The organism is Acinetobacter sp. SH024 (genome assembly GCF_000163635.1).
Classification (GTDB): Bacteria; Pseudomonadota; Gammaproteobacteria; order Pseudomonadales; family Moraxellaceae; genus Acinetobacter; species Acinetobacter pittii.
The window spans coordinates 746,262-759,830 of record NZ_GG753600.1 but is presented as its reverse complement, the minus strand read 5'-3'; the positions used below and the strand labels follow the sequence as shown (position 1 = coordinate 759,830).

General features: G+C 36.3%; 13 protein-coding genes. 7 read left to right on the top strand and 6 right to left on the bottom strand.

Translation table 11 applies throughout. The features are described 5' to 3' along the window. A partial coding sequence (locus HMPREF0013_RS09455) for a helix-turn-helix domain-containing protein (RefSeq protein ID WP_005802578.1) occupies positions 1-219 on the bottom strand: 219 nt, incomplete at its 3' end. A 418-nt stretch (positions 220-637) separates the two neighbouring features. On the opposite strand from HMPREF0013_RS09455, the gene HMPREF0013_RS09450 reads away from it, so the two are divergent. Together HMPREF0013_RS09450 and HMPREF0013_RS09445 are read left to right on the top strand one after the other, a co-directional pair. Further along, the gene (locus HMPREF0013_RS09450; protein ID WP_002115790.1) at positions 638-1,189 is read left to right on the top strand and encodes a TetR/AcrR family transcriptional regulator; all 552 of its coding nucleotides are present in this window, start codon (positions 638-640) and stop codon (positions 1,187-1,189) included. A gap of 200 nt (positions 1,190-1,389) precedes the next feature. Then, entirely contained in the window at positions 1,390-1,860 is a 471-nt protein-coding gene (locus HMPREF0013_RS09445; protein WP_002115828.1) for a hypothetical protein, read from the top strand. A 160-nt stretch (positions 1,861-2,020) separates the two neighbouring features. Here the strand turns inward: HMPREF0013_RS09445 and HMPREF0013_RS09440 are convergent, their stop codons facing one another. Next, entirely contained in the window at positions 2,021-2,422 is a 402-nt protein-coding gene (locus HMPREF0013_RS09440; RefSeq protein WP_005802574.1) for a winged helix-turn-helix transcriptional regulator, read from the bottom strand. Positions 2,423-2,658: 236 nt separating this feature from the next. Between HMPREF0013_RS09440 and HMPREF0013_RS09435 the strand changes: the two genes are divergently transcribed. The 3 genes from HMPREF0013_RS09435 to HMPREF0013_RS09425 all read left to right on the top strand — a co-directional run bounded on the left by HMPREF0013_RS09435 (position 2,659) and on the right by HMPREF0013_RS09425 (position 5,977). Further along, positions 2,659-3,723 (top strand): catalase family peroxidase, encoded by a 1,065-nt coding sequence (locus tag HMPREF0013_RS09435; RefSeq protein WP_002115813.1) that lies wholly within the window; start codon positions 2,659-2,661, stop codon positions 3,721-3,723. Positions 3,724-3,735: 12 nt separating this feature from the next. Further along, positions 3,736-4,332, top strand: coding sequence for a cytochrome b (locus HMPREF0013_RS09430; protein WP_002115802.1), 597 nt, complete (start codon positions 3,736-3,738; stop codon positions 4,330-4,332). Positions 4,333-4,672: 340 nt separating this feature from the next. Further along, a complete protein-coding gene (locus tag HMPREF0013_RS09425; protein ID WP_002115784.1) occupies positions 4,673-5,977 on the top strand; it encodes an MFS transporter in 1,305 nt (434 codons plus the stop codon). 86 nt (positions 5,978-6,063) lie between these two features. Here the strand turns inward: HMPREF0013_RS09425 and HMPREF0013_RS09420 are convergent, their stop codons facing one another. Further along, positions 6,064-6,501, bottom strand: coding sequence for a DUF2147 domain-containing protein (locus tag HMPREF0013_RS09420; RefSeq protein ID WP_002115795.1), 438 nt, complete (start codon positions 6,499-6,501; stop codon positions 6,064-6,066). A 702-nt stretch (positions 6,502-7,203) separates the two neighbouring features. On the opposite strand from HMPREF0013_RS09420, the gene HMPREF0013_RS09415 reads away from it, so the two are divergent. Both HMPREF0013_RS09415 and HMPREF0013_RS09410 read left to right on the top strand, forming a co-directional pair. After that, the gene (locus HMPREF0013_RS09415; protein ID WP_002122108.1) at positions 7,204-7,785 is read left to right on the top strand and encodes a hypothetical protein; all 582 of its coding nucleotides are present in this window, start codon (positions 7,204-7,206) and stop codon (positions 7,783-7,785) included. A gap of 538 nt (positions 7,786-8,323) precedes the next feature. Continuing rightward, positions 8,324-8,794 carry a spore coat U domain-containing protein gene (locus tag HMPREF0013_RS09410; RefSeq protein WP_002163230.1) on the top strand — a complete coding sequence of 157 codons (471 nt, stop codon included), beginning with the start codon at positions 8,324-8,326 and terminating at the stop codon, positions 8,792-8,794. Between the two features lie 123 nt (positions 8,795-8,917). Here HMPREF0013_RS09410 and HMPREF0013_RS09405 read toward each other — a convergent pair whose 3' ends face one another. The 3 genes from HMPREF0013_RS09405 to HMPREF0013_RS25260 form a co-directional block, all read right to left on the bottom strand. Then, positions 8,918-9,946, bottom strand: a complete 1,029-nt coding sequence (locus HMPREF0013_RS09405) for a MerR family transcriptional regulator (protein ID WP_002163219.1) — start codon at positions 9,944-9,946, stop codon at positions 8,918-8,920. A 217-nt stretch (positions 9,947-10,163) separates the two neighbouring features. Then, positions 10,164-10,862, bottom strand: a complete 699-nt coding sequence (locus HMPREF0013_RS09400; protein WP_005802568.1) for a DUF1826 domain-containing protein — start codon at positions 10,860-10,862, stop codon at positions 10,164-10,166. Between the two features lie 149 nt (positions 10,863-11,011). Beyond that, positions 11,012-13,543, bottom strand: a complete 2,532-nt coding sequence (locus tag HMPREF0013_RS25260; protein WP_002163214.1) for a TonB-dependent siderophore receptor — start codon at positions 13,541-13,543, stop codon at positions 11,012-11,014. Positions 13,544-13,569 lie beyond the last annotated feature (26 nt).

The window sequence follows — 13,569 nt, the reverse complement described above, 5'->3', positions numbered from 1 at the left end:
TTGTACAGCCTTGATTTTAAATTCGGAAGAGTAGTAGGTTTTTTTAGTTTTAACATTCAGGCCATCTTCACCTTGTGCCTTATAGTTTTCAATCCATAAGCGGATGGTTTGGAGATCTACATTAAATTCTTGTGAAAGGATTTTATATCCTTTACTTCCCTCTAAATAAGCTTGAATGACTTTTAATTTTAACTCTTTTGAATGCTTCGGAATTGGCATAGAGCACACCTCATAAGTTTTAAAAGTCTAACTTATGGGGTGCAGTTCAGAACGGGAGGGGGACACCTTCGGGTGTGCTGGCTCTATGACCAGTCCGTCAACCCTCTTTCGTTCTGCCACCATAAATTTAATGTCTGGCAGAACTCCCAATAAAAAGGAGTTGGCTTTGCACATCCATTATTTCTTGGCAGCCCTTGCCATAAGCTATCACGACACAGCTTAAACTTTTAAAGCAGTTTGATCGCCGAGAGGTTTTCAAGCTTTAAATCGTCACGACCAAAAAACTTACTCAACAATAAAACTTGAGATGTGCCAAGCACAGTCTTTATAGACTTTGCTGTGCCTTTTTTTCTCCCAGAAAGGGCACAGGTTTTTTATCTCATTTATATACAACAAGAATTTTTATAACGGTAAAACTATGCCAAAGTTAGTTCTCTCAACACGTGCTATTCAAGTCATTAATACGTCGATTGATTTATTTCACCATCACGGCTTTCATACGGTTGGGGTCGACAGAATTGTTAAAGAGTCAAAAATCACCAAAGCGACTTTTTATAACTTCTTTCATTCAAAAGAGCGGTTTATTGAAATCTGTCTGATCGTACAAAAAGAACGTTTAAAAGAAAAAGTGGTTTCAATTGTTGAGTACGACCAAGGCTTAAGCGTGAAGGAAAAACTTAAGAAACTTTATTTCTTACATACCGATTTAGAGGGACTGTACTATTTATTGTTTAAAGCCATGTTTGAAACAAAACTGACTTATCCAAAAGCCTATCAAACCGCGGTGAGATATAGAACATGGCTCATTAATGAAATCTATAGTCAGCTTAGAGCATTCAAAAGGGATGCGACTTTTCAGGACGCAAAGCTATTTCTATATATGATTGAAGGCATAATTATTCAGCTTTTAAGTTCAGATGGGGCAATTGATCGGGAAAAGGTGATAGATTTTTATATAATTTATGTCTAACAGAGACGAATTAATCTTTATTTTTTGTGATCTATTCATCATTAATTTTTATCGCTGCGGACGGTTTGGGTAATAGATTGCAAAAGGTTCCTATTAATTACTTAATAGTAGAAATCCCTTACATTTTGTAATGATTAATTCATCATACTTCCTTAAAAGGCAAAAGATATAAGAATGCCTATAATAAAAGGGAAATAGGGATGACAAAATTTATAGCTATCGCCGAAAAGGTTTACGAAGAATGCGAGAAAAAGAATTTATTTTCTGAAAGCACTATTGAGCAACTCAATAACTTAGTAAGTGCGATAAGAAAAGAGCTCAAGGGTTCTTCATGTAAACTAAAAAATAATTACATTGATTTTGAAGAATGCCTAAACAAACCGCCTGATAAGTGCGTAGTTAAGCTAGATATCAGTTTAATGCCCAAATATAAAAATAAGCTTGAATACATCATGTGGTTAGCGGGCTTTATTGAAAGAATTACAGTTGGAGGCAGACCTAAGCTTCCACCACTCGCAAGCTTGATTCCTGCTGAATATCAAGCCAGACAAGAAGTTAAAGTCGATTTAGAAGAAGAAAGAAGAAGGTCAGAAGAAAGCGCCAATATGATTAGAAGCTATTTTGATTCTGACGATTATAAAAAAAATGAAAAAAGTTTGGCTACTTCATGATGAGAAACGCTAATTTTTATTTATAAATGAAAAATCTCAAGCAGCTGTTTATGAGAACAGTTGCTTGATTATGTTTAAAAAATCTAAAAACTATTATTAGTCGTAAAAGATGATGAGGACCCGTAAGTGTAAGAGATTTTGTAAGTTAGAAACTAGGCTATCAATCATCAGTTGTTAAAGAAGTTGCTTTAATATCGCTAAGATTAACCTCTAGCCAATCCGCAAGTGCTGCAACATGTTTAGCGACTTCTTCACCTAATAACGTTAAATCATATTCGACATGGGGCGGGGCAACTGGATAAGAAGTTCTGCGTATAAAACCATCTTTTTCTAAATGCTGGAGAGTCTGAGTAAGCATTTTTTCGCTGACTCCATTTGCTTTACGGCGTAACTCACTATAACGATGTGTGCCATCACGCAAAGCGATTAGACATATCACTCCCCAGAGACTTGTTACATGAGCAAATACTTCACGGGACTGACAATTATTTTCGCCAGTAAAAAGATCACCTCTTCGGACTCTTTCGGTCAATGTGGGAGCTTCTAGTTTCTTCGTTCCCATGCTTTATTTATCTCCATTCAAATGTTAATAAGATGAATACTAACCCCGAGGTGCGTACCTTATATGATCGGGAAATAAATATTATATTAAGGCTTATCTCTATTGGATCCAGAACTTTTGAGATTTTATTTACTCAGCTAATTTTGAATTTGGTTCCATCAATGTAAGTAATACTCTTTTTACATGACCAAACTCTTTTTTAGGGATACAGCCATACAATTTACACAGGATTAAGAATGAATAATTTGAATTTTAAAACTCTAAAGAAGTATTGGCTGCGATTCGTGGGTATTGCTGTAATCGCAGGCTCTTTAGTATTAGCATTTGCTTGGGTCGCCGGTCTATTTGGACATCGCACCACAAGCAAAACTTTTTTGGGAGACTCATTAAATAACTTTGATCCCGGATATCGACGTGCACACGGTAAGGGTATTTGTTTTGATGGCACTTACCACAGTAATGGTTCTGCAGCGGCACTCTCTAAAGCCACGGTATTTGCCAAGTCTGATATACCCGCGATTGGCCGTTTTTCTATTGGAAGTGGTAACCCGCATGCGGCAGATAATTCGACAGCAACAGTGAGTATGGCTTTATTACTTTCCGCAGCTGATCATTCACAATGGCGCATGAAATTAAACAACTTTCCCTATTTCCCTACACGAAATGCCGAAGGTTTTTTGGCGCAGCAAAAAGCATTTAAACCAGTTCCAGCTACTGGCAAACCCGATCCAGCCCTTGTTGAGGCTTTCTTAAAAGAATATCCAGAAGCACGTAAGTCTATTGAGCAAAAGGCAAAGATGCCATTAACCGGTAGTTTCAGCGGTGCAGAATTTTATGTCGTAAATGCTTTTATATTGCGAGCCGCCAATGGACAAGAACAGCCAGTTCGTTGGTCTACGCGTCCTCATTCAAAATTTATTAGCCTGACGAAAGAACAACGTGATCAAGCTGGCCATGATTTCTTATTTAAAGACATCAAAAAACGTTTAGCTGAAGGGCCGCTATATTGGGATTTAGTTTTGCAACTTGCTGAGCCGGGAGACCCAGTGAATGACCCATCTCAACCTTGGCCAAAAGAACGCAAAGAAGTGATAGCAGGAACATTGGAAGTCAAAAATGTAACTGAACAGGTAAATGGCGTTTGCCGTGACATTAACTTTGATCCAACACTAGTTCCACCGGGAATTGAGTTATCAGATGATCCAGTACTCGCCGCACGAGCAGGCATCTATTCACAATCTTACAATGCTCGCTTACGTGAAATTGGATTTGGCAAAGCAACGGATGCCGTGGGCAAATAGGAGAGATCAGCCATGCAAAACAAATCTAACAATAATGCTCCACGTCATTTTAATTTGACTGCTCGAATACTACATTGGCTTATGGCAGTAGCGATTTTGGCCATGCTATTTATTGGTGTGGGAATGACAACCTCAATCACTTGGCGTCCGTGGTTAATCGATATCCATCGTCCTTTAGGAATCGCAATCTTATTATTGGTCATCATTAGATTAATAAATCGACTCTGTTTTCCAATTCCACCTTTGCCGCCGACTGTACCGCGCTGGCAAGCATTTATGGCCCATGCATCACATTGGCTACTTTATCTTTTGATGTTTAGTTTGCCATTGCTCGGATGGGCTACGCTATCAGCAGGTAATTGGCCTGTAACTTTATTTCCGGGTTGGGACCTTCCACCTATAGCACCTACTAGCTCTACGCTTTATGCTTGGTTTCGTTCTCTACACGGAATTTTGGCTTGGTTATTATTTGCTGTGGTTATTGGTCATCTTTCTGCTGCGTTATTACATGCATGGATTTATCGCGATGGCGTATTCTCAAGTATGGCTTCGGGCTCTTCTAAACCATCAAGTAATGGATCTTCTGCTGAAAAGGAGAATGCTGAGTGAGGGGAATTATTTAGCTCAGCTCAGGCGGCTGAGAGGGAAAAGATTTTCGATTGTTTTTTTAATCATCTGTTTGAATCTAAAAATAATTTAAATAATAGGATGTATGGTTTGCTTGTTTTTCGTTAGATGAGCAGACCATAGCCCCTGTGCAATAAGTTGAGATCATTACTCCGATAGAATCAAATCATCCGATCTAACTTTTTGTTTATATTGTAAAAAAATAATATTTTGACTTTATTGGCATATTATTGCTATTTTATTTTACGTTAATCGTAAATTGATTACGTATTGCATAATTAAAATGAATTAATTTAAAGCATGTCATGGAGAAGGGAATACCATGAAAGAAGTTGCATTAAGTGATTTGATCAATCAACAGAAAGTTGGACGCTATCAAAAATTTATTCTGATCACCTGTTTATTACTGATGATTATGGATGGCTATGACATCCAGTCTATGGCTTACGCAGCCCCAATGATTATAGAAGAATGGGGCGTTCAAAAATCCATGCTAGGAATTGTGTTTAGCGCCAGCTTATTTGGTTTGTTTGTCGGATCATTTTTATTAAGTTCACTCTCTGATCGTTTTGGCCGCCGTCCCATCTTACTGATCTCAACCTTTATGTTCTCGGTATTGATGCTGGTGACACCACATGTAGGCAATATTGAGCAATTGACTGCAATCCGCTTTGTTACAGGAATTTTTTTAGGAGGTATCATGCCAAATGTTATGGCTTATAGCTCCGAAATTGTTCCATTCAAATCTCGTATTTTCACTATGATGGTCATTTCTTGTGGCTATACGGTAGGGGCAATGTTGGGTGGCGGTATATCCGCCTTATTAGTTCCTTGGGGAAGCTGGCAGGCAATTTTCTATTTTGGCGGTATTGTTCCTTTAATTATTTTCTTTATCACATACTTTAAGCTGCCAGAATCTTTATATTTTTTGAGTGAAGATAATAAAAATAATCCTAAGATTTTATTTTGGTTAAAGAAGTTTTATCCCGCATTAACATTTAATTCGGAAATAAAAATTATTAATAACACTGAAGTTGAGGTTAAAAAGTCACCGCTTGAGTTGTTTAAAAATCAGCGTGCGTTTTTTACCTATTCCATCTGGATCATTAGTATTTTAAATATGATCAGTCTATATTTTCTGGCAAACTGGCTTCCGACTTTGGCCAAAGAGTCAGGACTTTCATTAAATCAAGCATTGATGATCGGTTCCACTCTACAATTAGGCGGTACGATTGGTAGTGTGGTGATGGGCCTTAAAATCGATAAGACAGGATTTTATAAAGTATTAATTCCTGTTTTTTTGGTTGCAGTGATGAGTGTTGCTTTAATTGGCTATGCGGTTAGCCATATTGTTTTATTATTTATTATCATTTTTATTGCTGGCTTTGCAATTGTTGGTGGGCAACCTGCCATTAATGCACTGTCTGCTAGTTATTACCCAGTTTCACTTCGTACTACAGGAGTGGGCTGGAGTATCGGAATTGCCCGTTTGGGTTCGGTCATTGGGCCGCTATTTGGTGGCTACCTTTCCCAATTTCTGGTCATTACCCATTTATTCGTGATTGCTGCAATACCTTCGCTACTCGTCATTATTATGCTGATGATTCAAGCTAAGTACCGATCATAAAAAACTATTACATGTATCATGCACATATTGATTGTAATTATGATCGGTAAGTAGATATAAGAAGTTGATTACTGCTACTTCATAAGCTATTTAACTCGATACCACGTTTGATTTCGACCAATTGCAGAGATACCAATGTAGCCACGCGCGGTAAGTTTTTCGCCATCTGGGGATACTGTTAAGCTAAAGCGATAGGTTTTATCAGACTGTGGGTCGAGGATAGAACCTTTATCATATTTATTTTGACCGACACTTTTTAAATTTTTGACGATGGCTAAGCCAATCAAAGATTTGTTTTTGTAGGTACCTTCACACATCGTACATTTGTTAGCCTCACTTGGAACAAGTATTTTTTCGATGTTTGCAGAGAGGTTGCCATTTTTATCTTGGTTAAATCTTACCAGCGCTCGAGGTTGATTGGTTGCATCATCAATGGTTTTCCAAACACTGCCATGCAGTTTGTCCGAAGCAAATGAATGAACCGAATAAAAGCTAAGTAAAAGTAAGAGTAAATATTTTTTCATATCAATGTTTTCTCGAATTAAAAATAAATGGTTTTAAAGGCCAGAATTATTCATTTTAAATTTAACTTCACAATTTTCTTAGTATTGAATCTATAAGCTAAACAATATGTAAAGTTATAATCTATTTGTTTGAATATTATTTTGATCGGTTTTTTTATGCAATTGCGAGAATGGACAGAATTATTCGGTTTTTAGAGATGCTGTTGGAGAGGGAGTGGTATTTATGTGTAGTACTGTGAGTTAAACAACTTCATAACAGAAAAATTAAATCTCTGTATATGAATAAAAAATTATGAAGATATTTTTAAAGACAGTTTAATTTATGATACAGTAAATAGTTACTTTATTGCTAAAATAGACTAGAATTATTATTTAGATTATTTTAATTCTATAGTATTTTTTTGCTTAATTGTTTGAAAAATATAATTTTTATAATAGGTTGTTAAAATGAATTAGTAATTTGTATCTTAAATTTTATTATTGTATTATTAAAATATTTTAAAGAAAATCTTCATAATTTGGTGTGCTTAATCTTTCATGGAGAATAATATTCATCTTAATTTTTAGATGTGTAAGTGCTAATTAAAAATATTATAATAAACTTGTATTATTAAAAAATAATTTATACAATGTAATTGTAATTTTTTTGTAATAGTCTTTGTTGTTAAACCAAATTTTTTGGTAAGTTTAAGTGGAAAAATGATGTCGTTAGAAAATGAAAAAAATGAAAAAAAAGAAAAAAAACCTTTAGATGATTATATCGTTGTTAATAAAAAATTATATATACTTAAAAGTAAGAAAAGTAAAAAACATTTTTTCTTTACGGAGAGTATTGTATATATATTAATATCATTCGCATCGTATTTTTCTTTTTACTTAGCTACAAATAAGTTTACAAACAAGAAAGAGTTAGAGAAAAATATAATTTTATTAACGGATTATTTTGGTATAGATAGTATAATAAATACTTTTCTTGGGATATTTATTGTTATTGGAATTATTTCATCTCTAAATTATGTAATAACAAGTTCAAAATTAAATCTACAATATATATTAAATCGGCTTACACATTCTTTAATTGATTTTGTGTTTTTAATGTTTTCTAGTATGTTAGGATTGTTTGCTGCTATTTTAGAGTTTACGAGTAGTTTGAATTCAGCACCTGATATTTTAAAGTTAAACAAATTGTCATGGATTGGTATTTTTGCTTTGTCTATACTATTGTTTGCGTATGTTTTTATTCTCACAATGATGAAAGAAAATAATGATGAATTTTTAGAATAGTTATTAATGAAATTTTTTAAATTAAGGGAGGAAGAAATATTTTTGAATATTTATTTTTTGGATTTTAAGAATAATTTTTAAATTCTCTTAACGTTAAAGTGAAATGTTTAAATAACGTAAATAAATGTTGTGTATGATATTTTTGACATAAAACTAATAAATATTATTTAAGTAATTAAAGTCCTGAGCAGTACGATACGTTGCATTCAATGAAGACTATTAGAGCTGTACAAATGATTTTATTTGTTAATTAGCTATTGAGTTAAGATACCAAAAAATTTCAACTCATCATCAGATAGATTGGTATAAATAATTAATAGGAATAAAAAACATCCACTACTTTTTAAATTAGTTAGATTGCGTGTAACTCATCACAAATTATAAAAATAATATGCAAATCATGTGATTAGTATAGATTGACACTGTGCAATATTAAGTCTTATAACTAAACAATCCTGAAAGCTGTTTCTTTAATAGGAACAGAAAAAACACAATATAAAGATGAATAGACATTAGAACAAAAAGTTAAGGAGAAGACATGAAAGTCATTAGACATGCTTTATTTTCTCTGATGGGAATGTTGACAATAAATAGTGCGGATGCTGGCAATGCATCTACATCGTTAAGGGTCAGTTTAACCATTCTAGAAACTTGTGAAGTTTCCACACAAGGAAACTTAGATTTTGGTTCGGTTGAACGTGCTCAGCCAGTTCCTACTGCAAGAACGGATGTAACTGTGCAATGCAGCAAAAATACACCCTATCAATTGGCTGTAACCTCTGACAATAACTTTGAACTTAAATCTGCTAACAGCCCAGCATCTGTTGCATATGTACTGTATCAAGATGCGGGCTATACTCAAATTTGGGGAGGAGCGGCAGGTAAAATACCTTCACGAATCGCGACAGGAATGAAAGAAAATATTCCTATTCATGGAGCGATCATATCAACTACGAATGTTCAGGCGACTAAGTATGAAGATTGGGTTCGTGTGAATGTTATATATTAATCGTGAAAAACAAAATAATCATAAATATCAAAAACTAATTTATAAAAAATCTGTTTTTAGGGCAGAATAGAATATTTTAAAAAGCTACACCAAATTATGGTGTAGCCAGCTGCTTTGATAGAACTAAGCACCACGCATTAGTGCTGCTACTGCTTTTTCCAGAAATTGTAGAGTCACTGGTTTGAGCCAAGTACCGTCAGCAAGGCCTGGTTCACTTTGCATTGCTGTACGGATTTTTTCTTGAGTACTTGGGTTTTTGCCAGCATAGCCTTGTAGCATAGAGAGCCATTGTTGTGCCAAATGTTTTGCTCCATCACTATCAGGTGTGACCTCGGCATCAATCAATTTTTCAATATCGACCAATAATTGAGGCCATTTTTTCATCTCACGAATGTAATTTTCTTTTAGGAAAGTAAACTCATCGTCAGATAAATAACGGGCAAAAATACTCAGCTTACTCTCAGAAAAAGCTTTAAGTAAAAACTCAACAACTTCTGGCGTTACGCCTAATTTTTCCTGAAATTCAGGTTCGGCTGAGTTTATGGCATTTAGTTTAACTAACCATTCGGGGTTAGCTCGCGTATTGTGCTCAAGGGTTTTCATCCACTTTCGAGCCAAGTCTTGAGCTGCTTCACTGTTAGATGGTTCGCCAGCATTAAATAGTGCATTTGCTGCTTGAGTTAACCCTTGCCATTCTTGGTGGCTTTTAGTGCCTGCTTGTAAGAAAGTTAGTTTTTCAAGCTCTTCTTTTGTAAAGTATTTTTCAAACATCGCTATAAGCTCCAGTGTTTTTAGCCAATCCTCCAAACCAAGCTCTTCACCACTTATGATCTGAGATTTAAGTTTGCTGAGCTGATTTCGCAATTTCTTTTGCTCTGTCAGCCTTTGATCAATTGCTTGAATCTGCTGATCAATAATCGGTAAAAGTGCAAGATTGGGGTCTTCAAGAACCGTATGGATTTCGGCTAACGACATTCCCAGTCCTCGTAATGCTTGAATCTGATGCAAACGAGTAATGTCTTTACGGGTGTATAGTCGATAACCAGCATCGGAACGGACCGAAGGCTGAAGTAAACCGATATCGTCATAGTGATGAAGAGCACGGACAGTAAGTCCTGTTTGCTTAGCCAATTCACCAACTTTTAACAGCATCTTTTTTAGCTCCTTCTTCCTTAGGCGTGTTTTATGCTAGGGGCTTACGTTACGTGAGGGTCAACTACTTTAAATCATATTTTTCATTATTTTTGCTTTAGTAAATATTCGAATTTATTCCATTCATTATTGGAATATTATAAAAAAGATTAGTTAAGCCAGTTTTTCTTTAATAAAAATGATTTCAATCCATTCCAGTCATGGAGTGGCAATATATTTAACAAATCAACAGCAATCGATACTCGCCATCTTTTTCAACTGGAGCTCGATGAACACAAGGTAAAACCTTTTGAGTTGGATGATCTACTGCTAAACGCCAAATATGTCCCGTACCTAAATTTAAAGGTTGGGCATTCGGTTTAGGCTGATAATGTAAATCAAAAAAATACTCTGCCAAAAAAGCTTCAAAGTCAGCATCAGAACCGTCATGTAATTCTTTGAGCCTTTCTCTAATTTCTGGAATTAAAACTTTTTGTTCAACTTGATCATTGGGCACAATATCACTGGCAGCGCCGTGATAGGTACATAAGAATGTATCGGTTTCAATGGGGGAGCGGTCAACATGAAATGAATATACATCTGTTGAAATGAAATCTAGCTCTTCATCACGTTCATACTTTTTAAGCAAATTAAGTACAGGTGATGCGCCACAATCAGTTAACAGCTCGATATCTTCTAAAATAATTGCTCTCGCCAAATTGCCTTTTTCTGAAAGTTGTAGGGCTAACAAGTCTTCAAGAGAAACTTCTGTAATATTTTCTTTTAACTGAAGTTTACTCACAATTTCTTTAAAGTCGCCCACCAAATTTCTGTGCCAGCAGATCGCATTTGTCTCTCCTTGAAAATGTGTATTTACAAGTTCAGAGAAACTACAAACTTTTCTAATTTGATTGCTGTCAGAAAATGCGTTCTTCATAGTGGAAATAAAATAATAGAGCTTCTCTAATATTATAGCCTGAGCTTAGCCAAAAAATATTCCATTCCAATTGATTAAGCCAGTTTAGTCTTACTTCAGAAGAACATATTTGCCTCTGAAGTAAGGTCTTTAAACGTCGAGTAATTTATTTACCACTCATATTTCACGCCCACTCGGAAATTAGTCGGAGCGCCGTAATAGCTATTTGTGGTGGCTAAATGGTATTTCTCATTAAATAAATTATTAACATTAAAGTTGAGCATAAGATTATTGTTGAACTTATAACGTGCCATTAAGTCGACCAAAGCGTAACTTTCTTGAGTAAATCTACCCGTTGCAGAGATCGCATTTTTTTCATAAATTTCGCTTTGCCAACGAACACCGCCACCAATAGTGAGGGCTTCATCAAGATAAGGTAGGGTGTAGGTGGTAAACAGTTTGGCTGTATTATTTGGCACGCCGGTATTTAATCGGTTGTCTTGGCTATCTTTTGATAGGTTACGGCTAAAGCTTGTGGAAACTTGCCATAAATCAGTCAACTTACCTGTCGCTTCGATTTCAATGCCGCGGCTTTTGGTGCCAGATTCTGTTCGATAGGCTTGTGAACCATCTGGGGCAAATACATCTGCTAAAGCAATCGCTGTATTGTCCTCTTTAGTTTGATAAATAGCAGCACCAACATTTAACTGATTATCAAAAAACTCACCCTTAATACCCAGTTCGGTACTATTACCTATTAATGGGTCTATGTATTCGCCTGTAACAGCTTTCTTATCTTGTGGTGAAAAAATATTGGTGTAGCTTGCATACGCAGTCCAGTTGTCAGTAAAATCATAGGTAATGCCCACATAAGGAATCACTTTGCCACTTTCTTCTTGTGTTGTGTAGGTGGTCTTATTATCAGCATTTGAATGGTTACCCGTTACGCGTTCCCAGTCTTCAATCCGTGTACCTAAAATAACCGCAAGATTGTCGGTGGCTTTAAGACGAACAGCACCAAAAATAGATTGGCTACGATCATCTCCACTGTACCAACCATCTATTTTTGTTTCGGGGCGGTTAGGTGTATTGCCATCCCAAGCAAAAATATTGTTTAGAGTGCCGTCCCATGTCATTCCGTTATTCCAGCCAGAATAGGTAGGACGTTTATTTTTACTTTTTGTGTAAGTCGTACCTAACACCACGTCATGAGTTTGATTAAACAAATCAAATGAACCATTCAAGGTTAAATTGAACAAGTCTTGAGTTGGACGATAATCCCAACGGGTTGCGTATAACATCGCTCCACTACCAGTAGCTTTATCGATCCCTTTACTTGAGAAGGTATAACCTACAATTTCATCTGAATCTGTAATGGTTCTAGACACTACACCTTTTAATTTCCAACGGTCATTAAATTGATGTTCAATATCAGCAAAGTAAGATGTCGTTGAGCGGTCTGAACCCGTCCAACTTGCTGCCGCTGAATCTGAACGGGACCAATTAATGAGCGTGCCATCTGTATAAAAGCTTGGCAAACCACCTCTAGCCACACCAGTCAAATCAATTTGCTGGTAACTTGCACCTAAACTTGCTTTGGTTTGGTCTGTTAAATCAGCTTCTACGACTGCATAAGCAACTTTACGTTCTTCATTGTAGCGGTCGATATAAGAGTCTGACTTTTGGTAGGCAAAAAGGGTACGGCCACGAATACTTCCAGACTCATTAAGGGGTGTAGAAACATCAATATCGGTACGATAGGAATCCCAAGAACCAATGTCAGCACTCACCGAAGCCTTAAAGTCTTGTAATGGTTTTTTTCGGACCAGATTAATACTTGCGCTTGCACTGCCAGCACCTGTCATTAAGCCATTTGCACCGCGCACGACTTCGACTCGGTCAAATAAAGCCATGTCCTGACTTTGGAAAATACTTGCATATGAACTCATGAGCTTCACGCCATCGAGTAAATAACTATCTACTTCTTTGCCACGAGCGTAAATAGGTGAGTTATCACTACCAATATTGCCGCCTTGTTTAATAGAGAGTCCTGCTGCTTGACTCACAACATCGGTTAATTGGGTGAGGTTCTGATCTTTCATTTGTTGGTTGGTGATTACGCTGACCAGCTGAGGTGTTTCTCGCAAACTTAAAGCTAAGCCATTAGAAGCGGTGGTCGCCTTCGCCGTATATAAACCTGAACTTTCGGTTGTTAAATTTTCACCATAATCAGCATTAACATGAATTGTTGCTAAATGCGCCGTACCTGTTTCACTGCCTGCCGTATCAAGTTCATTGTTGTTATTTGCTTTTGTTTTAATTGCTTCTAACTGGAAAACTTTGGGTTCAATTGGAGCGGGTGGAGCCTTCACTCGGATGCTGTAACCACCGTTGTTTACCTTAACGGCTTCAAATGGATGGTTTTTTAATAACAGACTTAAAGCATCTTCAACAGCGTAATTGCCTTGAAGCGCTTTGCTTTTTGTTTTTGAAAGACTGTTATTATCGTAGCTAATGGTGGTACCTGTTTGAATAGCCAGTTGTTTAATGGCCTGATCAAGCGTGCTCTGGCGAATTGAAATACTATAAGTTTGCGCAGCGTAAATAGAAGTTGAGGTAAGCGCCGTGACCACCAATGGCGTACTCCATAGCACTGCACGTATAGCCAAAGCCAATTTACTTTTTGCTTGATAATCCTTCATGTGGTCTTCTCGACAGGGAGTGTATT

Bases quoted from the DNA above. Each gene is read 5' to 3' on its own strand.
- HMPREF0013_RS09450 (WP_002115790.1), top strand. From the start codon at position 638: ATGCCAAAGTTAGTTCTCTCAACACGTGCTATTCAAGTCATTAATACG.
- HMPREF0013_RS09445 (WP_002115828.1), top strand. From the start codon at position 1,390: ATGACAAAATTTATAGCTATCGCCGAAAAGGTTTACGAAGAATGCGAG.
- HMPREF0013_RS09440 (WP_005802574.1), bottom strand. From the start codon at position 2,422: ATGGGAACGAAGAAACTAGAAGCTCCCACATTGACCGAAAGAGTCCGA.
- HMPREF0013_RS09435 (WP_002115813.1), top strand. From the start codon at position 2,659: ATGAATAATTTGAATTTTAAAACTCTAAAGAAGTATTGGCTGCGATTC.
- HMPREF0013_RS09430 (WP_002115802.1), top strand. From the start codon at position 3,736: ATGCAAAACAAATCTAACAATAATGCTCCACGTCATTTTAATTTGACT.
- HMPREF0013_RS09425 (WP_002115784.1), top strand. From the start codon at position 4,673: ATGAAAGAAGTTGCATTAAGTGATTTGATCAATCAACAGAAAGTTGGA.
- HMPREF0013_RS09420 (WP_002115795.1), bottom strand. From the start codon at position 6,501: ATGAAAAAATATTTACTCTTACTTTTACTTAGCTTTTATTCGGTTCAT.
- HMPREF0013_RS09415 (WP_002122108.1), top strand. From the start codon at position 7,204: ATGTCGTTAGAAAATGAAAAAAATGAAAAAAAAGAAAAAAAACCTTTA.
- HMPREF0013_RS09410 (WP_002163230.1), top strand. From the start codon at position 8,324: ATGAAAGTCATTAGACATGCTTTATTTTCTCTGATGGGAATGTTGACA.
- HMPREF0013_RS09405 (WP_002163219.1), bottom strand. From the start codon at position 9,946: ATGCTGTTAAAAGTTGGTGAATTGGCTAAGCAAACAGGACTTACTGTC.
- HMPREF0013_RS09400 (WP_005802568.1), bottom strand. From the start codon at position 10,862: ATGAAGAACGCATTTTCTGACAGCAATCAAATTAGAAAAGTTTGTAGT.
- HMPREF0013_RS25260 (WP_002163214.1), bottom strand. From the start codon at position 13,543: ATGAAGGATTATCAAGCAAAAAGTAAATTGGCTTTGGCTATACGTGCA.